Source organism: Foetidibacter luteolus (genome assembly GCF_009650435.1).
In the GTDB taxonomy this organism is placed as follows: Bacteria; Bacteroidota; Bacteroidia; order Chitinophagales; family Chitinophagaceae; genus Foetidibacter; species Foetidibacter luteolus.
The window spans coordinates 48871-72720 of sequence record NZ_VVIP01000013.1 but is presented as its reverse complement, the minus strand read 5'-3'; the positions used below and the strand labels follow the sequence as shown (position 1 = coordinate 72720).

Here is a 23850-nt window from a genome sequence, read left to right as displayed (position 1 = left end):
GTTTCACCCGTGGCTATTGTTATTAATGCCCTTCGGGCAAACGGCAACCGGTACTGCCACATCGCTTCATCAAGACACCGTATTAACATCAACACACTGGTAACTGGTAACCGGTAACCGCCTTTCGGGTGAGGGATTGCAGCGGATACCCCGGTGAGGCCATCGCAGCAGAGGCTTTGTGCCGGAGTATGAGCGGAAAGCCCGACCCCTTGCGATAGCTTGGGGGCACCCCCTGAAAATCTGTCTATTTTAAATAATTATATTAAACAGCTTTGGCTATTGTTTCCTTACGAAAATAAATTCCAGTTTAATCCAAGCGCTTGGCTTCGTAACAGTTTAATTGCCCGCCTTCGACAAGCTCAGGCTGACAGCTTGAGTAAACGGCAATCAGGTATTATTGCCAATGTTGGCTTACCTTATTAACGTGATGGTGCCCTTCATTTTAAATACTTCGCCCTGTTTGTTAAAACTGCTAAACCAAACATAGCTGCCCATGGGCAATGGCCTGCCGTTGTGCATGCCGTTCCACCCGGTGGAGGGGTTGGTTGTTTCGAATATTTTTTGCCCCCAGCGGTTAAAAATGGTAAGCCGGTAATCCTGCAGGTTTAAGCCGTTGAGCACACGGAAGACATCGTTGCGGCCATCGCCATTAGGGGTAAACCCACTGGGAAAATAAACATTGCAGTTGCCCGGAACAATAGAAATTTCATCTCTTGCGGTGCCGCATATATCCGTTACCTGTACGTAATACACGCCTGGCGCAACAACAACAAAAGCAGGCTGTGAAGAGCCATCCTGCCAGGTATAATTTTTAAATATGCCGGGGGAAAGCAGGATGCTGTCGCCGGAACAGATTTCTTTATCGGGGCCGAGAGAAGGCGCCGGCCTGGATAGAACAGTAAGTCTGATGGTACGTATGCTGTCGCAACCGTTGGCAGCCACCAGTGTATCTATATAAATGCCGTTGCGTGTATAACCGAGATAGTTTTCACCTTCGCAAATGGATTGCTCGAGGGTGGCATAAGATTTACGATTAACGGTGAGGTGAATGGTTCTTATGCTGTCGCAGCCGTTGGCCGCTACCAGCCTGTCTGTATAAGTGCCGCTGCTGTTGTAACCTAAGAAACTTTCTCCTTCGCAGATAACTGCATCAATGCTTGAATAGGCTTTGGGTTTTACTTGCAGGTACAGGGTGCGTATGCTGTCGCAGCCATTGGCGGTGGGGAAAGTATCTATGTATGTACCACTTGTTGTGTAGCCGGCATAGTCCTCACCTTCGCAGATGGATTGGGTTATGCTGATACGTGGTTTTGATTTTACTGTAAGGTTAAGGGTCCTTATGCTGTCGCAACCGTTGGCAGCCACCAGAACATCTACATAAGTACCGCTTATGGTATAACCCAGGTAGCTTTGACCTTCGCAAATAGAAACATTAAGGATGGATGAAGCTTTGGGGTTAACGGTTAAGCGAATAGTCCTGATGCTGTCGCAGCCATTGGCCGCCACCAATGTATCAACGTACGTGCCGCGAACTGTGTAGCCCTGGTAACTTTCTCCATCACAAATGATGGGCGTAAATAAGGAGTAAGCCCTTGGTTTAACTGTGAGGTTGATGGTCCGGATGCTGTCGCAACCATTGGCGGCTGGAAAAATATCTGTATAGGTGCCGCTCACTTTATAGCCTTCATAACTTTCTCCCTGGCAAATGGTGGGTGAAAAAGAGGTGTAAGACCTGGCTTTAACCGTTAGGTTGATGGTCCTTATACTGTCGCAGCCATTGGCCGCCACCAGTATGTCTGTATAAGTGCCGCTTGTAGTGTAACCCTCGTAGCTATCTCCTTCGCAAATAATGGGGTTAAGCGTTTCATAGGATTTTTTGTTAACGGTAAGGTTAATGGTTCTTACACTGTCGCAGCCATTGGCGGCCACCAGTATGTCTGTATAAGTGCCGCTTGTAGTGTAACCCTCGTAGCTATCTCCTTCGCAGATAATGGGGTTAAGCGTTTCGTATGATTTTTTGTTAACGGTAAGGTTAATGGTTCTTACGCTGTCGCAGCCGTTGGCAGCCAGCAGTATGTCAGTATAAGTGCCGCTGGTGGTGTAACCTTCGTAGCTATCCCCTTCGCAAATAATGGGGTTGAGTGTGGTATGGGACTTAGGTTTAACGGTAAGGTTAATGGTCCTAACGCTGTCGCAGCCGTTGGCCGCCACCAATACATCCACATAAGTGCCGCTTGTGGTGTAGCCTTCATAGCTCTCGCCTTCGCAAATGATGGGGTTGATTGTTTCGTAAGCTTTGGGCAAAACCGTAAGGTTAATGGTTCTAACGCTGTCGCAGCCGTTGGCGGCCACCAGTATGTCAGTATAAGTGCCGGCGGTGGTGTAACCTTCGTAGCTCTCGCCTTCGCAAATGATGGGGTTAATTGTTTCGTAAGCTTTGGGCAAAACGGTAAGGTTAATGGTTCTTGTGCTGTCGCAGCCGTTGGCCGCCACCAATACATCCACATAAGTGCCGCTTGTGGTGTAGCCCTCATAGCTTTCACCTTCGCAAATGACGGGGGAAAGGGAGGATGAAGATGTTGGTTTTACCAACAGGTCAAGCACAACAATACTATCGCACCCATAAACAGACTTGAATACATCCCTGTAAGAGCCGGTTACTGTATGGCCATTTACAGAGCCGCCTTCGCAAATTTCGGTTTCAACGGTGATGGAATATTTTGCACCCACATTTACCGTTGTACTTAAGGCAGAAGTATATCCATTAGCGTCAGTTATCAGCACGGTATAAATACCTGAGTTAACAGGTTGTGCAGATGTTATAGTTGGGTTTTGGGCGGTTGACGTAAACGAGTTAGGCCCGCTCCACGAATAAGTTAATGGCAGTTTTAAGGCAGGCGGAGTAACGGTAAGAACAATATCTTCATCCTGGCAGATGGGGGAGTTAGAGGTTAATATCCCATTTTCAATTACATATACATCTTCACTGTTAGGGCCGGCTGAAGCGCTGTCGTAGTTGGAGCCACCGGCGGCTGTACCTGCCAACTGCCCTGCTTCGTAAACGGTATTTTGCCCGGCCAACGCAAGGGCCTGCGGGGTAATTTGCCGTAAGGGGTTAAGGAAGGTGCGTGTAGGGTCAAAGTATAAAACCTGGGCCCCGTTATGATACATTCCCGGTATTACGGATGGGTCAATATATGCCGTCATAGTAATGGTTACCACACCGCCACCCGGAATATTAAACGTGCCCAACACAGGGTTAGCGGCCGTTCCTGAATTTACAGGAGAAGTTGGTCCTGATGCCCAGTTGCTGTAGGCAACTGACGCGGATACAAATGAAAAACCCGCAGGCAATACATCATTAACTGTTACACCGCCGGCGCCGCTTTGCGGTTCTACATTGGTAATAGTTAGGGTGTAAACCGCATTGTTGCCGGCAGTACGTGCACCGGGTACACCCGGCCGCATTTCAGACTTTTCAATAACGAGTGTTGGCAGGCAGGTGGCGCCTTTGCCTTTGAGGTAATCGGGCAAATCATCCTGGAGGAAAGATGTTGCAATGCCTGCCGCACCATCCTGCGCATTATAGGGAATGCCAGCGCCGCTGGCGGTAAGGCCCGAAACACCCGCCGTAACCTGCGTATTAATAACCGCGGATGGCACGTTGTGCCAAATTATGCCACCGCCACCGCCACCACCGGGGCCATGTATATCTGCAGCGAAGTTGATGGTGTGACCGCCATTGCCGCCATTTGCTGACAGGTTAAGAACAGCGCCGCTGCTGGCTATGGCGTTTATTAAAATTGTTCCACCGGCCCCACCGCCTCCTGCGCCGTCCCCAAAAATTTTGGGTGTACCCGTGGTACCATTGCCTCCATTTGCCAGTATTGTGCCTGTACCAATTATCCTGAATGCATTAATTAATATGATACCGCCCCCCACGCCGCCGCCATTGCCATCCGATACGTTGTCGGCATCGCCAGCACCACCACCGCCTCCCATAAATAAAAGATGCGGACTGGTGGCAGGCAGGTTGATGCCCGGCCTGCCGCCGCTTACGCGGTCGGTGCCTTCATCAGAACATACAGTAACCCTCAAAACGCCATCTCCGCCGCCGCCGCCGGCCCCACCATTGCCTCCGCCGCCACCACCGGAATTGTGGTCGGCCCCTCCGCCACCGGCATTGGCAGGGGCGCCCCTGCCGTAATAGTTTCCGGGAAACCCTAACCAGGCTGCGCCATAATCCGCGGAATCAAAGCCGTTCCATGTATGGCGCGGCGTTCCTGCTATGCCTTCACCCTTAACAGATGCTTTGCTGGCCAAATGGCTGCCATAGGTGGCAGGGGTATTACATCCCGACGCTACATCCGGCCCCTGGAACCCGCCCCTGAAACCCCTTGCCGATGCGTTGATTGTATGACCGTTAAAATCAAAGTCTGCAGCTACGTCAAATGCGATGATGCCCCCGGCATAGCCGTTAAAAGGCGGACAGGTAATATCCTGGCTAAGTGTAAGCGAAGAAAATTGCGGCACCCTTACCACCTGGAATGTTTTTTTGCCCTGGTCTCCATCGCCCGGGTGGCTGGTGTAAGCGTTTACCAGGGTACCGCCTGGGCCCCCGCCCCTGAAGTTTAATAACCCACCTGTTAAGGGTACGCTGTTGAGCGCCACAACATATTCATAAATGCCTGCATTGCCCAGGCTTGTATAACCGGTGCCCCCCAATCCGTCAGGGCCAGCGGTAGCATCGTTGCTGCCATAAAGATTATCGTTGCTGCGGTAAATAGTGGCATCCTGTACCTGTATCAGTAACAGTAAATCGCCCGGGCTTACCGGGGTAATGCCGTAAGAATTGCCGAAAGCATCTGTAGGCGGCACAGCTTCAAGCAGAACACTTGAGGAGCCACTCAGTAGAACTGTATTAGCGCCGGTTGGGTAGTAAGTATTGATAGGAGGGGCTGCATTGGTAGGGCCATCAATACCGGGTGTGCCGCAAACCTGTGCTATACCCTGGCATTGAAGGAGTACGTAGATGATTAGTAAAACGAAGTGTTTAGGCCAGCCACACATACATGATAATCCCTTTAGATTTTTTACAGTTCGTTTTTTTGTAAAATATTGGATTACCTGTTATGTATTGGCTATCTAAAATGCTATGGCTTTCAGCAACCGGATGGCATTGGTCAGTTAGCTTTTAATTCGGGCCGAATATAGCAATTTATGTTTAATGGCGCTATACGAGCCTTGGTTATAAGAACCTGGCAAACGGCTTTATGTTGCCCCGGCAACAGGTAGATTTTTTAATAAACTGCTGATGGGCTTTCGGCCATTGATATTTCTCATCGGCAGCGGTACCGGCTTTCCGCTGCAACTCCGCTACCCGCAACGCTGCATTTCCCCCTTCAGGGGCCCATGGGGTAGCGGGGTTTTCACTTCAATCCGGCAGCCCTTCAGCTTTGCCAATACTGACCAGGCAAGGCATTGCATTCCCGTTGATCACCGGTACGGGTAAAGGGTATCAGGTCACTTACAAATAAAAACGGGCCGCAAAGCGGCCCGTAATTGTTATAAAACAAGGATGTATATGGAGGGTATTATAGTCGTTCAGTATCCTTTTCATCGTCATCGTCATCGTCACCGGAAGAATGGATAGTATAATTTTCAATTTTTTTGTATTTGCGGTATTTGTTGCTGGTTTCTTTTGACTGCATTTTTCCATTGATGTACAAGTCATCTCCTTTCCATTCAATACTGTACTCTTTGTTTTTGTCAATAAGCCCATCTTTGTGAAGCTCATCCCTAAAGGCTTTTACCTCCTTAAGGTGTTCTTTGGCTTTCTGCATTTCCACCTTGGCTTCAGCCATGGCTTTATTAACATCGGCTTTTATTTTTTCCATATCCACCTTCTTTATTTCAGCATTAACCTTGGCCATTTCAGCCTTGATTTCGGCATTGATCTTTTCCATGTCAATTTTTTCCATTTCTACTTTAGCTTCAGCCATGGCTTTGTCAACATCAACCTTTATCTTTTCCCAGTCAATTTTCTTCACCTGCTCCATGGCCAGCTTTACAGATTCTTTTACCTGTTGGTTGATCTTTTCAAAATCAACCTGCGCCATGGCTTCCTTCACCTGCTTGTTTATCATTTCAAAATCAACTTTTTTCATCTCCAGGTTCAGTTTGCCCATTTCAACATCCAGTTCTTCCATGGCCTTGTCAATTTCTTCCATCTCTTTATTGGTCAGGGACTTTTTCTTCAAGCGTGTAGTATCATCACCCTTTTTTTCATAAGTGCCTTTTTGTTTAGGGGGATCTTTTTTCTGCCAGGCAATGGAAATGCCTCCAATTAATATGAGTGCCGCAAAAGCAATCAGCAGGGTTGTATTCAGTCTATTTTTCATGTTACATGTTTTGAAAAGTTATTACGAATTATTTCGTAACAAACGTACGATGATATTCGTAAATGGCCAAAACCGCTCATCAATATTTTGCCTTAACAGTTTGTTAGGTATGAAAATGGGAAATAAAAAGCCAGCCTGAAGGCTGGCAAAAGAATCTGCTGGGTGAGAGGTCTTATTCTAATTTTCAGTGATTATTTTGAAGGCTTATCGCTTCAGTGTTTTACATTTTTCGAAAGCTCAAGTAGCTTTTTCATGTCAATACCGGTGGCTTTATGTATAATGGAAATGGGTACCCCATTTTCAATTAACCTTACTGCAGTTTCAAGTTTGCCCTCTGCAATACCTTCTGCCATTCCCAATTTTTTTCCTTTTTCAATGCCTTTTTGCAGTCCTTTGCTCACACCTTCCTGGAAACGCTGGTCTTTGGTAATATCAATGGTTACGGGCATATTTTGTTCCTCCTTTAACACCTGGTTTTGTGCTTCTGTACCTCGCAGGAGTGACAGTATTTCCAGTTGTTTTATTTTTATTTTAAAGTCTTCCGGTTGCTTCTTTAAACCGTAATGCAATTTATGTAAAATTTCCCTGATGATTTTTCGTTTGTCTGCTCCTTTGCCTGCCAGTACGGCTAATATCCACCCTGCTGCTTCACTTGCCTGTAAAAAGCCTGATGGTTTTAGCTGGCGGATATCTACCAGCTTGTAACGATAGTTTAATCCATAAGTTTTTATGGATGCCTCCATGCGCAGTTTATCGCTGCCCAGATAAACTACCACACCCCTTACCGGTTTATTGTACTTAAGGCGTAACAGGTTATTGTACAACAGCATTCGGTCTGCCATTTTCCTGTCGTTAGTAGTTTGCCATTCTATATGCATAATAAACTGCTCGCCGTGGGTTGTTGTTATTTCAGCTACGGTATCAGCTTCTTTTTCCAGTATGGTTTGTTGCAGTTTGCCACCAAGGGATATTATTTGCACAGCTTCAATATTAAAAAGCAGCTTTAGCATAGTGGCTTTTACCTGGGCAAAAAGCTCCTTTAGTATTTTGTCGTATTCATGTGGCACGGCTGGTACGTTTAAAGCGTAAAAGATAAGAATATTTTTTGCCGGCGCTGCAAAAGAAGTTTGTACTTGCATTTAGTGCCCTATGCGTTGCCAACCACCATTTGCCCTTATTTTTACAGCCTTATAACCCGGTTATGAAAAACGGATTGGTTACTATTGAAGTATTGCAGCAGCTAAAAGAAATTGCAGGAGAAGAATTTGTTTTTGCCGATGAAGAAAACCTGCGCCACTATGGCCATGATGAAACGGAACACCTGCTCTATTTGCCCGAAGTGGTGGTAAAGCCACGCACAGCAGCAGAAATCAGTGCCATTATGATGCTGTGCAACCAGTTGCTGATACCGGTAACGCCTCGTGGAGCAGGTACGGGATTAAGCGGTGGTGCAATACCACAGTTGGGCGGTGTGCTGGTATCTACAGAGCGGTTAAACAGCATTATCGCAATAGACGAACGCAACCTGCAGGTTACAACCGAGCCTGGCGTTATTACAGAAGTGCTGCAGAACGAGGTTAAAGCCAAAGGGCTTTTTTACCCGCCAGACCCCAGCAGCAGGGGCTCTTGTTTTATTGGCGGCAACATAGCGGAAAACAGTGGCGGCCCTAAAGCGGTTAAGTACGGGGTTGTAAGGGATTACGTGTTGAACCTGGAACTCGTTTTGCCCTCCGGTGAAGTTATCTGGACCGGCGCCAACGTGCTGAAGAATTCTACTGGTTATAGCTTAACCCACCTGGTGGTTGGCAGCGAAGGTACCCTGGGCATTGTTACCAAAATTGTTTTAAAGCTTATACCGCTGCCTGCTTACGACCTGCTGATGCTGGCGCCTTTCCGCTCACTGGAAAAAGCCGGGGAGGCGGTTAGCGCCATTTTCAGGGCGGGGTTTACACCCAGCGCTATGGAGCTGGTGGAAATAGATGCGCTTAAAATTACCAGTGCTATGGTGGATAGCCATGTAGTACCCATTACAGACGACATAGAAGCGCACCTTATTATTGAAGTGGATGGCAACAACATGGATGTGCTGTTAAGTGAAATGGAGGCCATAGCCGAACTGCTGCAGCATTATGAAGCAGGTGATGTATTGTTTGCCGATGATGCCCAGCAAAAAACGGAGCTTTGGAAAATACGCCGCCGCGTTGCCGAAGCTGTAAAAATGGATGGGTACACCATAGAAGAAGATACGGTGGTGCCACGTGCGGAATTGCCCAAATTGATAAGAGGAGTGAAAAAGCTTGGGATTGAATATGATTTTCATGCTGTCTGCTACGGCCATGCAGGCGATGGCAACCTGCACATACGTATAAAAAAAGAAGGCATACCCAACAGTTTTGGCAACGAAACAATGAAAGAAATACTCCGCTCGTTATTTGAGTTGGTTAAGCAACTCGGTGGCACCATCAGCGGGGAACATGGGGTAGGGCTTATTCAGAAAGATTTTATGGATATTGTTTTTGCAGATGCCAACCTTCGCCTGATGCGACAGATAAAAAAGGCGTTCGATCCTAACAATATTTTAAATGCCGGTAAAATCTTTGATTAAGTTGAATGCTGTAGTTTACATAATGGTTGGCCTTTTGGCTGTGTGTGGCTGCTTGGTACCCGCTTAAATGACGCTATGAAAACCGGACGTACAAGTGAGTGACACAACAGACGATGCCATGAAAAGCCAAAGTCCGTCACCAGAAAAATGAAACCATATTTATCATATCAATACCAACAATAAAATGACCAGGAAACTCTTGTTCTTATTACCTGCTGTTTTGTTCTTCTCTTTTGCTGTGGCCCAACAGGTGCCGCCAACTTACCAGGATGATGATGGCATGTTGCCGGATAACCGGGTATTTATTGGAGGCAGCATTAACCTGGGTTTTTCCAGCGGTAGTTTTAATGTGGGCGGTGTGCCGGAAGTAGGTTACAGTATTTCCGAATGGCTTGACCTGGGACTGGCTTTCAATATTAACTATTATACCATAAGTGCTGAATATAATGGTGGCTTAAGGCAAAGGAGCTTTAACTATGGGGGCGGGCCCTTTGTACGTATTTACCCGCTCAGCTTTCTTTTTATACAAGGGCAATTTGAAAATAACTGGGTAAAGCATAACCTTAAAGATGAGTTTACGGGCCAAAGCTACAAGGTAACCACCTCTGCACCCAGCGTGTTGGCGGGCATTGGTTATACCCAGCGCATCGTTGGGCAGAGTAGTTTTTATACTGCCTTGATGGTGGATTTGAATACCAATCCCAACTCGCCTTACCGGGATGGGTATAACAGGGTTGTACCCATTGTACGTGCAGGTTTCAACTTTTATTTAAAAGGGCGTCAAAAATAGCATCGGGTGTATTGTACACTTCAATGCCTTCCCGCCAGTCTTTATACAAAAAGCCCTGCTGGTACATATTAGTAATATGCTGCATTAAAGAATTGTAATATCCTGCCGTATTAAGTAGTATTATTTTTTTGTCGTGTATGCTCAGGTTGTTCCAGGTAATCATTTCAAACATCTCATCCAATGTGCCGTGGCCGCCCGGCAGTATAATGGCCGCGTCGGCAAGTTCGTACATCATTTTTTTGCGTACATGCATGTCTGCCACAGTGTGCAATACGGTAAGGCCGGTATGCTGGCTTTCCCACTGCAAAAGCACTTCAGGTATTACGCCAATAACTTCTCCGCCATGCTTTAAAACAGCGTTGGCTACAGCGCCCATTAAACCCTTGTTGCCGCCGCCATATACCAGTTGAATATTATTTTTTGCCATCAGCTCGCCCAGGAAAACAGCATGTTCCTCATACAATGGATCGTTGCCGGATTTAGAGCCGCAGAACACGGCCAGCGATTTATACATACACTTGTTTTAACGGCAATATTAAAATGCTTTAACCATTTTGAACGTTTATTGCAGATATTTGTCCATTATCATTGTAATATCGTTTGGTTATTTTTTGATGTAAGGCAAGCCTGGAAAGAAATGTTTGGGCCCGGCTGGAGAATATGAATGAAGCGTCCCTTGCGTCGCACTCTTGTACGTCCGGAGCGCTATTCACCAGCATTGCGGCCTTGAAAATTGTCCTGCATCGTTCAAGTTTAATCATTAGAAAAAGGCAATCAAATCAATGTCCCCAGTATTATTACTCACGTTTGTAGCACTGTATTTTCTTATCCTGCTGGTAGTGGCATGGTACACCAGCCGCAACTCCAATAACGATTCGTTTTTCATCGGCAACCGCAACAGTAACTGGATGCTGGTGGCGTTTGGCATGATAGGTACTTCATTAAGCGGAGTGACTTTTGTAAGTGTGCCCGGTACCGTAGGGGCGGGTGCCTTCGGTTATTTCCAGGTGGTGCTGGGTTACTTTATAGGTTACTTTATTGTGGCATTCATATTATTGCCTTTGTATTACCGGCTTAACCTTACCTCCATTTACTCTTACCTGCAAAGCAGGTTTGGCATTACATCCTATAAAACAGGGGCGCTGTTCTTTATTATATCCCGTACGCTTGGGGCAACAGCAAGGTTGTACCTGGTTATAAATGTGCTGCAGATTTTTATACTGGATAACCTGGGTGTGCCTTTTGGCTTAACAGCTTTTATTATACTGCTGATGATTTTGCTGTACACTTTTGAAGGCGGGGTTAAAACCATTGTGTTTACTGATACACTGCAAACCACATTCATGTTACTGGGGCTGGTGGTATGCGTATTTTATATAATGGGCCAGTTGAGCTTTTCATTTGCTGAAAGCATGACAGCCTTGGAAGCAAAGCAGTTTACCAAAATTTTTAATACCGATGTAAACAGCGCCGGCTTTTGGCTGAAGCAAATAGCTGGTGGTGCCTTTATTACCATTGGCATGACGGGGCTTGACCAGGAGATGATGCAGAAGAACATCAGCGTTAAAAACCTGGGCGATTCTAAAAAGAACATGATAACCTTTAGCGTTGTGCTGGTTGTAGTAAACTTCCTCTTCCTGTTGCTGGGTGGCTTATTGTATTTGTTTGCCGAGAACAATGGACTGGCTGTAAAAGGTGATGACCTTTTTCCGACAGTAGCCTTAAGCCATGTGCCGGCTGTAATATCCATCATCTTTATTATTGGGCTTATCTCTGCCCTGTTCCCCAGTGCTGATGGCGCCCTTACGGCCCTTACTTCATCTTTCTGCATTGATATCATTGGCCTTAAGCGCCGGGCAGACTGGGACGAAGCCAAACGTAAAACAGTAAGGCTTACCGTTCATATTACATTCGCTGTTATTTTCTTTTTGCTGATACTGCTGTTTAAGTTCATTAACAACAAGTCTATCATTGATATTATTTTAAAGGTGGCCGGCTTTACCTATGGCCCGCTGCTGGGCTTATTTTGCTTTGGCATATTTACCAAACGGCAGATTAATGACAGTAAAGCGATATGGGTTTGCCTGGCTGCACCGCTGATAATACTTGGTATTGATTTTGTCAACAACATAGAATGGTATGCCAGGCAGTTAAAGCTTGCGCCGGAGACGATGCAGGGTATTCAGCAATTGAGTGAAAATGTATTCGGTAAGTTTAAGATAGGGTATGAGCTGCTGATATATAATGGCCTGCTCACTTATGTTGGTTTGATGCTTATCTCGAAGCGCCAAAGCTCAGGGGATGCGCCACTGACCAACCGGAGCGGCAATGATGCGTAGCATTACCGAACGTACAAGAGTGCGACGCAAGAGGCGATGCCACATGTTCCGCTGCCGGGCCCCAAAAAATTTCCAAATAAACCATATATGGATTTCTTCCATTCTGCATTAAACCCATACGCCGAAAAGTTTACCACAACGCATGAAACAGCGCTTCAGCAATTGCATGATGAGGCAATGGCTGCACACCCGCATGCACACATGCTTAGTACCCATGTGCAGGGTAAATTCCTGGAGTTTCTTAGCTGGATGCAGCAGCCTAAGTACATTTTGGAGATAGGTACCTTTATTGGCTATAGCGCTATATGCCTTGCCAAAGGTCTTGCAAAAGGCGGCGAGCTACACACCATAGAGCTGAGGCAAGAGGATGCGGATACTGCTTTAAAAAATTTTCGTGCTGTGGAAATGGATAAACAAATACATTTGCACGTCGGCAATGCAACCGATATTATACCCACCCTCAACTACGAATGGGATTTGGTTTTTATAGACGCGGATAAAGTTGGCTACTGCACATACTACGAAATGGTTTTACCACGTTTAAGCAGTAAAGGAATTATTATAGCAGACAATGTGCTCTTTCATGGCGAAGTGCTGGAAGACGAAATAAAAGGAAAAAACGCCAAAGCCATACAGGCCTTTAATGAACTGGTGGCTAATGACAACAGAACCGAACAGGTGATGGTAACATTAAGAGATGGTTTGTTACTTATAAAAAATATCCAATGAAGAGAGTCCTTTTGTTGTTTACAGCGGTGGCTTGCATACAGGCATCTGCCCAAACCAGCAAAGTACAGGAGTACATTAATCAATACAGCGACCTGGCCATAAAAGAAATGATGCGCACAGGTGTACCGGCATCTATAATACTGGCGCAGGGCATTATAGAAACGCAGGCCGGCCAAAGCAGCCTGGTTGCAAATACCAACAACCATTTTGGTATTAAATGCAAGAACGACTGGAACGGCGCTACCTATCTTTACGACGACGATGCCAAAAACGAATGCTTCAGAAGCTATAATACTGCCGAAGAATCTTACCGCGACCATTCTGATTTTTTAAAGAACCGTCCGCACTACGCTTTTCTTTTCAAGCTGGATGCAACAGATTATGAAGGTTGGGCCAAAGGCCTTAAGAAAGCCGGCTATGCTACCAACCCCGCTTACGCAAAAATGCTCATCAACACCATTGTCACCAACCAGCTACAGCAATACACCATAGTAGCCATTCAGCGGATGAACAATAAGGAAGACCTTTTTGCCATAAATAATAACACTGCACCACAACAAAACCGCACGGTTACAAATACCAGTACTGTAACACCGCTGTTTAAAGAAGAAGAACAACAGCAGCCTGAAGAGCAAAATACAGCGCTGGCCAGGGAAGAGCCCAGGCAAAATACCGGCATAGTTAAAGTGGCGCAAACCATTCTGGAAGCGCCCAGTTATCCTACAGGGGAGTTTACTATTAATGCAACAAGGGTGGTATATGCCGAAGCAGGCACCTCGCTATTTGCGTTGGCCAACAACAACAGCATATCCTTTAATAAGCTGCTGGATTATAACGAACTTTCTAAAACAGATATACTGGAAAAAAGCCAGTTGATATTCCTGGAGAAGAAACCCAAAAAAGGAGAAAAAGAGATACATATTGCTGCGCTTAACGAAACCCTGTACGACATTTGCCAGCAGGAAGGTGTAAGCCTTAAAAACCTGTTGGAGTATAACAGGTTATCCAGCGGTACACAACAGCCTGCAGCAGGCGAAAAAATTTACCTGCAGAAACCGGCTGCCAAAGCCCCTAAGCTGGCACCCCGCAACGGCGCCTCCGAAACCGCTGCTTATTAAAATTTCCAGGGCTCTATTTTACAACTGAAACTAACTCCCATGTCGCTTATCCGTGTGCACGATAAATATTTTGAGCCTTATTTATCAGAAGCCGAAATACAGGAAAGGATCAGGCAAATTGCCGCCCGGATTGATGAAGACTATGCCGGCAAAAAACCATTGTTCATAGCCATACTCAATGGTTCTTTCATGTTCTCTGCAGACCTGTTTAAGTACCTTACCATCGAGGCAGAAATCTGTTTTATCAAGCTGGCTTCTTACAAAGGCACCAAATCAACCGGCCAGGTTGTAACGGCTATTGGCCTTGATATTGACATTACCGGCCGCGATGTAATTATACTGGAAGACATTATAGATACCGGCAAAACCATCAGCCAGTTTTTACCGCAACTTACCAACCAGCAACCCCGGTCGCTAAAAATTGCCATATTGCTGCACAAGCCCGAAGCAACTGTTTTCCCCGTTCAAATTGATTATTGCTGCTTTTCCATTCCCAACAAGTTTGTTGTGGGCTATGGCCTGGATTACGATGGCCTTGGCCGCAACATTAAAGAGTTATACCGTTTAAAGGAAAACTAAAAACAGCTTCGCTGATTTTTATTTGACTATGGTACCAACTGGATTGCTGCTATGAGGCTTTGGTTGTGTCACTCACTTGTACGCCTTGGAATTCTATTCAGCAATAAATCAACCTGCTTCCAATTTTGGAAGGAAGTTTTATTGTTCGTTCTTAACAGAAGCTAAAAAGGAGGGGTTTCACTCCTCACGGAATGTGTCAGTTAGCCAATTGACAAATTGCTGGCAGATTTCCTTATCAGTGGTTAAGAATCTTTTTGTTATGGCAAGCCCCATCGGAGTTCCCGGATCTTCCTGCCAGGATAGCCATGAATGAATAAGTGCTTTTGCTTTATGGGGTGTAATATATCTGTTTAGTTTATTGCCTTCGATATGGTCAAGTGTGGATGTTGCAATTGGCAAAAGGGCATCGTTTTCAGGAACCAGAAACCTGATAAAATCTTCTATCATTCCATTAAGGGTATTGTCAGGCATTATCCACCCACCAATCTTTATATTGTTTGGGCCATTAAGTGAGAGCCCCGTTTTAGGCAAATTATCCGGCATTTTAAAACCATGACTGTTTAGCAAATTTTTTAAAGGTTCCCATCTGCCGGCAATATCAGTATCCGCATCAATCATTATTGCCAGGGTATTGAGGCCCGATTGTTTAAGACGCACAGGTACTTGCTCAATTAAGTTATTGATTCCTTCGCAATCAATAACATCGAAGTTTTCCGGGATTTTAAACTTTTCGCAGATTGCCCAAACTACATGTTGATCATCATTTCCTTCCACCAAAAGTTTTTTGTTGAACTTCTCTTTTGTTCTCATTATCGGGTTTCAATATTTTGATCGGTTGCAATTTTTAGTTCTTCAGCACTAAATTCCACCTGTTTTATAGTGCCATTAATATTGTCAAGCCGTATAAGGATGCCATCCAAATCATGTTGTATGGATTTGTTAAGTACATTCTCAAAGCCGGCAATGCAATCCTCGCTGTGGGTTGTTGCGAATACCTGGATATTTAAAACTTTTGATAAGTGAAAAATTATTTCCCATAATTTTTCCTGTACGCTATAATGAAGCCCATTTTCAAATTCATCAATCAATAAAAAACCATTGTCACAATTTACTAAAGCGAGTATTATGGTGAGTATTCTGTTTATCCCGTCTCCCATGCTTCTCAGCGGTAATACATTAGATACACCGGATATTTTAATAACAGGGGTGCGTTCTCTTGGGTTTTCTTCTATAAATGCTATTCTTTCGGTAGACGGTTCAATTATTTGCAACGCATCAATTACGAATTGTTCTTTGTCGGTTAAGGTAATATTGTCCCAAAGTTTGCCATTTATTTCCCTATCAATGTTTCTGGTTCTTATAAACTGGAAGCTTTCATTACCGCCAACACCTTTAACACTAAAGCTGTATGGCCTATCTTCTTCCAATGGTAGAATATAAGGGTTATTTTCTACCCTTATTTCTAGTCCAACTTTAAATGTTGAAAAAGGAGCCTGAAATTCTTTATTGTCTTCAAATAATTTTCGCTGGATTGATATGACGATTCCGCGGCTGTCACGTTGTATTTCGTCAAGGTATTGAATGAATCGGAGGGAAAGAGATTTGTCAGTAGATTTTTGCAACCCCAATAGACTTTCTTCCATAGGGCCTATTGTAATTGCGCTCTCTATATCAAACCCCACTTTTCTGTCTGAGAACAAAGAAGATAACGACCGTATATTGGTATCTGTTGCATTCTTATTTGTTTCTGTAATGCGAAAATTTTCTCCTCTTTCGCTCAAAAGTTGATACATGAAATTTAACTCACACTTTGAAGCATACAGCGCAATAGCTTCAAGTAAAGTGGATTTGCCTGTATTATTTTTACCTGTTACCAGGTTTACCTGTCCCAAATGACTAATGATTAGATCCTTAAGGCTTCTATAATTCTTAATATATACTGAGTTGAGCATAACAATGGCTAAATTAATCATTTAGTTGGATTTGCTGTTTTTACAAGATTGTTGAAATGCATCGCCAGGCAAAACCGCTATCCAGCATGAAAAGTGTGCGGTGTCACCTCCGCGCCAGGGATTGAAGCGGCTACCCCGGTGAGGCCATCGCAGCGCTGCTTTGTGCCGGAGTAATAGCACAACCGAGAAAAAGCAACTAAATGTTGCTTTGACGAAGGTTGCGAACGTAGTTCTGCCCGGTGCCTTCGGCAGGCGCCATAAAATTGTAGCTGGATCTGAGCTAAAGAATTTTGATGGGTGATTTTAAAACGAAGATTGACGCGTACCCGAAAGCATTCGCCAGCCAGCAGCAAACAAACTCTTACAGCAAATTTTAATAGCCATATATGGTCACCGCGCAATAATTTGCAGCTTTAGCCGTTACAGCCATTAGTTGTGCCGCAAGGCTGCAATTAAAAACTAAACTGTATCTACGTTAGGGCCCGCTTTTTTAGCAACTAAGTGAACCCGTAACCCAAATCTTATTATTTTAACGGTATGAAATACCAAAAGCTACTGCTGATTGTTTTGGTTTTGTGTTGCCTGCAAAGCTTTTCGCAATTCCGCACCTATTCCAATGAATTTTTGCATATTGGCGCCGGCGCCCGTGGTTTGGGCATGGGTGGCGCACAGGTGGCTTCTTCAGAAGATGCCACGGCCGGTTACTGGAACCCTGCAGGTATGGTATATGCCTGGCAAAACCCATCTGTATCAGTAATGCATGCCGAATATTTTGCCGGTATTGGTAAGTACGATTTTGTTTCCGCAGCCATACCCATGCGCAATGGTTTTCGTTCTTTGGGTATTTCGGCCATGCGTTTTGCGGTAGATGATATTCCCAATACGCTGTACCTGGTTAACCCTGCGGATGGTTCTGTTAACTACAACAATATCCAAACCTTTTCATCGGCCGATTACGCTTTCCTGATTTCTTATTCACAATTGTTGCATGAAGATGATACCAAGCAGATTAGCTTTGGCGGCAACACCAAGATTATTTACCGCAAAGTGGGCAGCTTTGCCAATGCCTGGGGTTTTGGCTTTGATGCGGGGCTTATGATAAAAACACTTAGCTGGCGGCTGGGCGTAACCGCAAGGGATATAACCACTACGTTTAATGCCTGGAGCTTTACGTTTACAGACCGTGAGAAAGAGGTGCTTTACCTTACTAAAAATGATATACCCGTAAAATCTACCGAACTTACAGCACCCAGAATTATTATTGGCGGTGCGTACAATTTTGAATTCAGCGACAGGTTTAGCCTGCTGGCTGAAGCCAATGCTGATTTTACTTTTGACGGAAAACGCAATACGGTGGTAAGTTCCAAACCGGTTAGCATAGACCCGCGGGTAGGGCTGGAAGCCAATGTGAGCAATGTTTTTTTTGTACGTGCAGGTCTATCTAATTTTCAGCGGGCCCTGGCAGATGGCGATACGCTGAACCAGAAAAAAGTTTGGATATACCAGCCGGCGCTGGGGGCAGGTTTTAAAATTGGCAACGTGGCTATTGACTATGCTTTTACCAACCTGGCCAACCAGGGCAACCCACTTTACACCCATATATTTTCACTGCGGTTAGACCTTACATCAAAAGACAAGGAAAGCCGCCGGAAAGACAACTTTCCGGAACTGCCTAAAGGAGACAAGCCCAAAAAACAAAAAGGTTATTTTCCGGTACTATGAAGAAACTTTGGACGATATGGTGTTGCCTGCTGTTTAGCGCATTGCTGAATGCGCAGCCGTATAACAATGAATGGATTGATTACAGTAAGGTTTACTATAAATTCAATGTAGGCGAAACCGGCCTTTACCGCATAACGCAGGGTACGCTGGCCGCGGCGGGGCTGGCAAATACCCCGGCAGAGCAGTTTTCACTTTGGCGCAACGGGCAGGAAATAGCGTTGTTTACCAGCGTGGGCACCGGCGTGTTGCCCGCTAATGGGTATATTGAATTCTGGGGGGAGCAAAATGACGGCAAGCCGGATAGAGTACTGTACAAAGACCCCGCTTTTCAACTCTCTGACCAGCTAAGCCTGCAAACAGATACTGCCGCCTATTTTTTAACCGTTAACACTGCTGCTAATAACCTGCGGGTAGTAAATGCCAGCAACAATATTGGCGGCAACACATTGCCGGCCGAGCCTTACTTTATACATACCTGGAGAAGAAATTTCCGTACCCAGGTACACTCCGGCAAGGCAGTATATTTTGGCGAAAATGTATATTCCTCCACCTACGACAGGGGAGAAGGGTTAAGCAGCAGGGATATTAACCACAATAACCCGCTAACAGAAAACATTTCTTCCTTATTTGTTGCTTCTGCCGGCCCTGCGGCTGTACTTTCTGCCGGTGTAGCCGGTAGCTCCGTATTTGGTGGTAACAGGCAGGTACAGGTAAGAATTGGTGGAACCCAGTACATCAGCCAGCCGCTGGCTACTTTTGACGCGAAGATATTTGCCAACAACGCCGTGCCCGTATCGGCATTAAGTGGCGCCTCTATACAGGTTACCATTGCCAATAATAACCCCGCCAATACCAACGACCGGATAGTGGCATCATTTCTGGAGATACAATACCCCCGGCAATTTAATTTTGGTAACGCCGCCAGCTTCGCTTTTCAGTTGCCTGCTTCTGCACAGGGCAATTACCTTGAAATCAGCAATTTCAACAGCGGCGGCGCAACGCCTGTTTTGTACGATTTAAGCAATAACCAGCGCTACCAGGCCAATACCGCCACCACAGGACTTTTGAAGTTTGCCCTGCCGCCCAGCAGCATAGAAAGAAGGCTGGTACTGGTAAGCCAGGCTGCTTCTAACATTAAAAATGTAAGTAGCCTTACGCAGCGCAATTTTGTTGACTTTGCCAATGCAGCAAACCAGGGAGATTACCTGATTGTATCCAACAAAATGCTTTTTGGTACGGTAATGCAGGATTACATTAATTACCGCGGCAGCCAGGCCGGCGGCAGCCATAAACCCAAATTATACGATATTGACGAACTGGTTGACCAGTTTGCTTTCGGCATAAAAAAACACCCCCTCAGCGTAAAGAATTTTTTGAATTTTGCCCGCAATAAGTTCGCTGTGGCGCCGGCATTCGCCTTTCTTATTGGCAAAGCGGTTACATACGATGAATACCGCATGAACGAATCATCCCGGCATGCGGACCGGTTGAATATGGTGCCCACTTTTGGCTGGCCGGCCAGCGATAACCTGCTATCTTCAGTTAACTATGCGCCGGTGCCAACTACTCCTATCGGCAGGCTGGCGGTAATAAACGCGGCTGAATTAAAGGTTTACCTGGATAAGGTGAAAGAATACGAACAACAGCAAGTCAACACCCAGCAAACCATAGAAAACAAAGCCTGGATGAAGAATATGGTGCATGTGGTGGGCGCCAACGATGCTTTTCTTGACCAGCGCCTTACAGCACATTTCAGAACTTACGAGAATATATTAAAAGACACTTTTTACGGCGCCAAAGTGTATAACTTCAACAAAACAGCTACGGGCCCTGTTACACCAGTTACCAATGCCTTAATGGAGCAGTTGTTTGAAGAGGGCATCAGCGTGCTAAACTACTTCGGCCACTCTTCAGCTACCGTGCTGGACTATAACCTTAACGACCCCGGGAGCTACAACAACCAGGGTAAATATCCTGTGTTTGTGGTAAACGGGTGTAATGCTGGTAATTTTTACGCTTTTGATACGGCCAGGGAAACGGTGATTTCTTCACTGGCTGAAAAATATGTGCTGGCAAAAGACCGTGGCGCTATCGCTTTTGTGGCCAGTACACACTTTGGCGTGGAAAACTACCTGGATGTGTACAATTTTGGTTTTTATAATTCGCTTGGCCGTGCAGGTTATGGCAACTATGTTTCTTCCAATGTAAGCGATGCTGTAAAGTACCTGCTTTCCACCAGCTACCTGGATTCTACATCCCGCTACCTGCATGCGGAAGAAACTGTATTGCATGGAGACCCCGCCCTCAAGATAAATGCACATGCAAAGGCGGATTATGTGGTGGAAGAACCCCAGGTTCAGATTAACCCTACATTTGTTTCTGTAGCTGATAATAGTTTTAATGTAAAGGTTTATTTCTACAATATTGGTAAAGCTACCGGCGATTCAGTGCATATAGATATCCGCCGCCAGTTTCCTGATGGAAGTTCGGGTACCATCATATCCCGCAACATAGCGGCTGTGAGGTATATGGATTCTGTTTCTATTGATGTACCCATCGTTGCCAGCAGGGACAAAGGTGAAAACAAACTTATAGTAACCATTGACCAGCCCAACGTATATGACGAACTGAGTGAAACCAATAACACGGTTACTAAAACCTTCTTTATATACGAAGATGAATTGCGTATTGTGTACCCGTACAACTTCAGTATTGTAAACAGGCAAAACATAAAGCTGGTAGCTTCTACCGCCAACCCCATTACACCGCAACGCCAGTATGCCCTGGAGGTAGATACAACCGAACTGTTTAATTCTTCGGCAAAAGTTACCAAAACGGTTATGGCCGGTGGCGGCATCATAGAATTTGAGCATGGCCTTAGCTTCAGGGATAGCACCGTGTACTACTGGCGGGTGGCGCCTGTGCCTGCATCCGGCGATTACCGCTGGAATACCAGCAGCTTTGTGTACCTGGCTGGCAGTAGTTTTGGTTATAACCAGTCGCACCTGTACCAGCACCTCAAATCAACTACAGACAGGGTGTACATAGACAGTAATTCACGCAGGTGGTTGTATGAAGACAGGCAGTCCATTTTTCAAATTATCAACTCCATCTACCCAACCAGCGGCACGTATGATGCGGACTTTAGCATACAGTTAAACGGCCTTAATGTAACATCTTCCGCCTGTCTCGGGCATTCTGTTATATTCAATGTATTCGATCCCGTATCCCTCAGGCCATTGCATAACCAGGCGGTACCTTCAGTTAACGGTTCCGGTACTTACGGCCGTTTTATGGGCAGCGCTGCTGCCTGTTCAAAAACAGGTGCGCAATACAATTTTGAATTCAGTTACATGGATACTGCCAGCCGCCGCCGCATGCGGGACTTTATGGACTGGATACCGTCCGGCTACCTGGTATCAGCCAGGCTAATCCTTGACCAGCCATACGACAGAACGCCTTTTGTGGATACATGGCGCAACGACCAGCAAGTGTACGGCCAGGGTAACAGTTTTTACAACAGGCTTAAAGATGCAGGTTTTGATAAGATTGATTCATTCAGCTACCCAAGAACCTGGATATTCCTGTACAAGAAAAATGTAGCTTCCTTTACGCCTTCACAGCAATTATCCAACGGTTTGTACGATAAAATTCTTTTCAGCCGCCAGATAGCTTCTGCTGATACATTAGGCTACATTGTTTCTCCCCGTTTCGGTCCCGCAAAAGCCTGGAAGCAGGTTAAATGGCGTGGCGCCACTTTGGATGCCACCGCCGGGGACAGGGTAAGCATAGATGTTACGGGCATAACTCCGTCGGGCTCGCAAAACCTGCTTTATACCCTCAATGCTTCGCAGCAGGATTTTGATATTTCCACAGTGGACGCGGCTACTTACCCATACCTGCAGTTAACCATGCGCAACGCAGACAGTATTAACCTTACACCCTACCAGTTACGTTACTGGCGGCTGCTGTACGATCCCGTTCCTGAAGGGGCACTGGCGCCCAATATTTTGTACAGGTTTAAAGACACGCTTGGCCTTGGTGAAACGCTGGATGCCGCCATTGCGTTTAAAAATGTAAGCGACGCTGCTTTTGCAGACAGCATTAAGGTAAAGCTGGTAGCATACGACAAGAATAATAACGCCACAGCTATCACTGCTTCCGATTTGAAGAGGCTAACGCCTGGCGAAGTTGATACTGTTAAATTTACTTTGCCCACTACCGCCTTTAGCGGCGCTAATACTTTGTTCCTGGATGTAAACCCTGAAAACGACCAGCCCGAACAATACCATTTCAACAACTTTATGTACAAAGGGTTTGTGGTGAGTGAGGATAACATAAAACCGCTGCTGGATGTAACTTTTGATGGCGTACACATACTTAACAACGATATTGTTTCCGCTAAGCCTAATGTGCTCATTAAGCTGAAGGATGAGTCCAAATTCCTGTTGCTGGATGATACATCGCTGGTTACCATTCACCTGCAGTTTCCTGATGGCAGTACACGCCGGTTTAATTTCAACAACGATACGTTGCGGTTTAATGCCGCAACACCCGGCTCCGCTGAAAATGTTGCCAGTATAGAGTTTAACCCCCACCTGCTGGAAGACGGCCAGTATATTTTATACGTTCGTGGTAAAGACAAAACGGGTAACCCTGCCGGCATGGTTGAATACAGCGTTAGCTTCCAGGTGTATAACAAGCCCATGATATCAAACATGTTCAACTATCCTAACCCGTTCACAACGTCAACCGCGTTTGTGTTTACGGTAACGGGCAGCCAGGTGCCGCAAAATATACGCATACAAATACTCACCATAACCGGCAAGATTGTAAAGGAAATAACCAAGGACGAACTTGGCCCCCTGCACATAGGCCGTAACATAACAGAGTATAAATGGGATGGTACCGATATGTATGGACAAAAGCTGGCCAACGGCGTGTATATCTATCGTGTTATCACCAACCTCGACGGTAAATCTCTGGACAAGTTTACCCCGCTGGATGAATCAGGCAATACCATCAACACAGATAAATACTTCAACAAAGGGTATGGTAAAATGTACCTGATGCGTTAGGTTTTGGTACCCGGCTGAAGAACAGGAATGTAGCATCGTTGCGTCGCACTACGTTCATCGTCCGGTTCTTTGGGCGGCTTTTCCCACCGTGTAGATAAAGCTGTCGTTGTGAGTATTTGGTAACTTATTTGCAATATCATCAACAATAACCAGTAAAATAGCAGTGAGTTTCAAATGGACAAAACGCGGTATTCTGTTAACCTTTCCTCTTCTGTTGATAACAACATGGTTGATGGGCGGAGGTCACGGTGTATTTGCACCCGCGATAATTGCGTTTCCATGGGCAACCCTGCCGCTAATATGGCAAACAAATATGGCTTTGTACCAAATAGCGATAGCCGCAGTTCAATTTCCTGTTTATGGCATGCTACTCGATTCTGTGCAAAAGAAACTGCTTGTCAGGTTAACAATCTTAATAGTGCATATTGTATTAGTAATACTGGTTGTAGGTTTTAGGGACGCGACGTGGAAGTAACCTGTATAGCCTTTAGCAAAGCTGCTTTTTGCAAATATTATCGGGTGCGGGTTTCCAATTTC

At 45.5% G+C, this 23850-nt stretch carries 14 protein-coding genes; 8 read left to right on the top strand and 6 right to left on the bottom strand.

Annotation, left to right across the window (positions count from 1 at the left end; translation table 11 throughout):
* Positions 1-411: 411 nt before the first annotated feature.
* The 3 genes from F0364_RS04045 to F0364_RS04035 all read right to left on the bottom strand — a co-directional run bounded on the left by F0364_RS04045 (position 412) and on the right by F0364_RS04035 (position 7540).
* On the bottom strand, positions 412-5070 hold the full coding sequence (locus F0364_RS04045; protein WP_153796474.1) for a T9SS type B sorting domain-containing protein: 4659 nt from the start codon (positions 5068-5070) through the stop codon (positions 412-414).
* Positions 5071-5594: 524 nt separating this feature from the next.
* Positions 5595-6401 carry a hypothetical protein gene (locus F0364_RS04040; protein ID WP_153796473.1) on the bottom strand — a complete coding sequence of 269 codons (807 nt, stop codon included), beginning with the start codon at positions 6399-6401 and terminating at the stop codon, positions 5595-5597.
* A 212-nt stretch (positions 6402-6613) separates the two neighbouring features.
* Positions 6614-7540 (bottom strand): RpnC/YadD family protein, encoded by a 927-nt coding sequence (locus F0364_RS04035; RefSeq protein ID WP_153796472.1) that lies wholly within the window; start codon positions 7538-7540, stop codon positions 6614-6616.
* A gap of 62 nt (positions 7541-7602) precedes the next feature.
* Between F0364_RS04035 and F0364_RS04030 the strand changes: the two genes are divergently transcribed.
* Together F0364_RS04030 and F0364_RS04025 are read left to right on the top strand one after the other, a co-directional pair.
* Positions 7603-9006, top strand: coding sequence for an FAD-binding oxidoreductase (locus F0364_RS04030; RefSeq protein ID WP_153796471.1), 1404 nt, complete (start codon positions 7603-7605; stop codon positions 9004-9006).
* A gap of 184 nt (positions 9007-9190) precedes the next feature.
* Positions 9191-9796, top strand: coding sequence for a hypothetical protein (locus tag F0364_RS04025; protein ID WP_153796470.1), 606 nt, complete (start codon positions 9191-9193; stop codon positions 9794-9796).
* Here F0364_RS04025 and F0364_RS04020 read toward each other — a convergent pair.
* A complete protein-coding gene (locus F0364_RS04020; RefSeq protein WP_153796469.1) occupies positions 9765-10310 on the bottom strand; it encodes an LOG family protein in 546 nt (181 codons plus the stop codon). The two genes, F0364_RS04025 and F0364_RS04020, sit on opposite strands and share 32 nt — an antisense overlap.
* A 268-nt stretch (positions 10311-10578) precedes the next feature.
* On the opposite strand from F0364_RS04020, the gene F0364_RS04015 reads away from it, so the two are divergent.
* From F0364_RS04015 to hpt, 4 genes are all read left to right on the top strand, one after another.
* Complete coding sequence (locus F0364_RS04015) at positions 10579-12135, top strand: sodium:solute symporter (protein ID WP_153796468.1); 1557 nt, start codon at positions 10579-10581, stop codon at positions 12133-12135.
* 87 nt (positions 12136-12222) lie between these two features.
* Positions 12223-12864 (top strand): O-methyltransferase, encoded by a 642-nt coding sequence (locus F0364_RS04010; RefSeq protein ID WP_153796467.1) that lies wholly within the window; start codon positions 12223-12225, stop codon positions 12862-12864.
* On the top strand, positions 12861-13982 hold the full coding sequence (locus F0364_RS04005; protein ID WP_153796466.1) for a glucosaminidase domain-containing protein: 1122 nt from the start codon (positions 12861-12863) through the stop codon (positions 13980-13982). The genes F0364_RS04010 and F0364_RS04005 overlap by 4 nt, the downstream gene beginning before the upstream one ends.
* 39 nt (positions 13983-14021) lie before the next feature.
* Entirely contained in the window at positions 14022-14561 is a 540-nt protein-coding gene (gene hpt / locus F0364_RS04000) for a hypoxanthine phosphoribosyltransferase (RefSeq protein ID WP_153796465.1), read from the top strand.
* 177 nt (positions 14562-14738) lie between these two features.
* Here the strand turns inward: hpt and F0364_RS03995 are convergent, their stop codons facing one another.
* Entirely contained in the window at positions 14739-15371 is a 633-nt protein-coding gene (locus F0364_RS03995; protein WP_153796464.1) for a DUF3226 domain-containing protein, read from the bottom strand.
* A complete protein-coding gene (locus F0364_RS03990) occupies positions 15371-16534 on the bottom strand; it encodes an AAA family ATPase (protein ID WP_153796463.1) in 1164 nt (387 codons plus the stop codon). Before F0364_RS03990 ends, F0364_RS03995 begins: the two co-directional genes overlap by 1 nt.
* A gap of 516 nt (positions 16535-17050) precedes the next feature.
* Between F0364_RS03990 and F0364_RS03985 the strand changes: the two genes are divergently transcribed.
* Together F0364_RS03985 and porU2 are read left to right on the top strand one after the other, a co-directional pair.
* A complete protein-coding gene (locus tag F0364_RS03985; protein WP_153796462.1) occupies positions 17051-18235 on the top strand; it encodes a putative type IX sorting system protein PorV2 in 1185 nt (394 codons plus the stop codon).
* On the top strand, positions 18232-23313 hold the full coding sequence (gene porU2, locus F0364_RS03980; protein WP_153796461.1) for a putative type IX secretion system sortase PorU2: 5082 nt from the start codon (positions 18232-18234) through the stop codon (positions 23311-23313). Before F0364_RS03985 ends, porU2 begins: the two co-directional genes overlap by 4 nt.
* Positions 23314-23850: the final 537 nt, after the last annotated feature.

Bases quoted from the DNA above. Each gene is read 5' to 3' on its own strand.
- F0364_RS03995 (WP_153796464.1), bottom strand. From the start codon at position 15,371: ATGAGAACAAAAGAGAAGTTCAACAAAAAACTTTTGGTGGAAGGAAAT.
- F0364_RS03990 (WP_153796463.1), bottom strand. From the start codon at position 16,534: ATGATTAATTTAGCCATTGTTATGCTCAACTCAGTATATATTAAGAAT.
- F0364_RS04045 (WP_153796474.1), bottom strand. From the start codon at position 5,070: ATGTGTGGCTGGCCTAAACACTTCGTTTTACTAATCATCTACGTACTC.
- hpt (WP_153796465.1), top strand. From the start codon at position 14,022: ATGTCGCTTATCCGTGTGCACGATAAATATTTTGAGCCTTATTTATCA.
- F0364_RS04040 (WP_153796473.1), bottom strand. From the start codon at position 6,401: ATGAAAAATAGACTGAATACAACCCTGCTGATTGCTTTTGCGGCACTC.
- F0364_RS04035 (WP_153796472.1), bottom strand. From the start codon at position 7,540: ATGCAAGTACAAACTTCTTTTGCAGCGCCGGCAAAAAATATTCTTATC.
- F0364_RS04025 (WP_153796470.1), top strand. From the start codon at position 9,191: ATGACCAGGAAACTCTTGTTCTTATTACCTGCTGTTTTGTTCTTCTCT.
- F0364_RS04030 (WP_153796471.1), top strand. From the start codon at position 7,603: ATGAAAAACGGATTGGTTACTATTGAAGTATTGCAGCAGCTAAAAGAA.
- F0364_RS03985 (WP_153796462.1), top strand. From the start codon at position 17,051: ATGAAATACCAAAAGCTACTGCTGATTGTTTTGGTTTTGTGTTGCCTG.
- porU2 (WP_153796461.1), top strand. From the start codon at position 18,232: ATGAAGAAACTTTGGACGATATGGTGTTGCCTGCTGTTTAGCGCATTG.
- F0364_RS04005 (WP_153796466.1), top strand. From the start codon at position 12,861: ATGAAGAGAGTCCTTTTGTTGTTTACAGCGGTGGCTTGCATACAGGCA.
- F0364_RS04010 (WP_153796467.1), top strand. From the start codon at position 12,223: ATGGATTTCTTCCATTCTGCATTAAACCCATACGCCGAAAAGTTTACC.
- F0364_RS04015 (WP_153796468.1), top strand. From the start codon at position 10,579: ATGTCCCCAGTATTATTACTCACGTTTGTAGCACTGTATTTTCTTATC.
- F0364_RS04020 (WP_153796469.1), bottom strand. From the start codon at position 10,310: ATGTATAAATCGCTGGCCGTGTTCTGCGGCTCTAAATCCGGCAACGAT.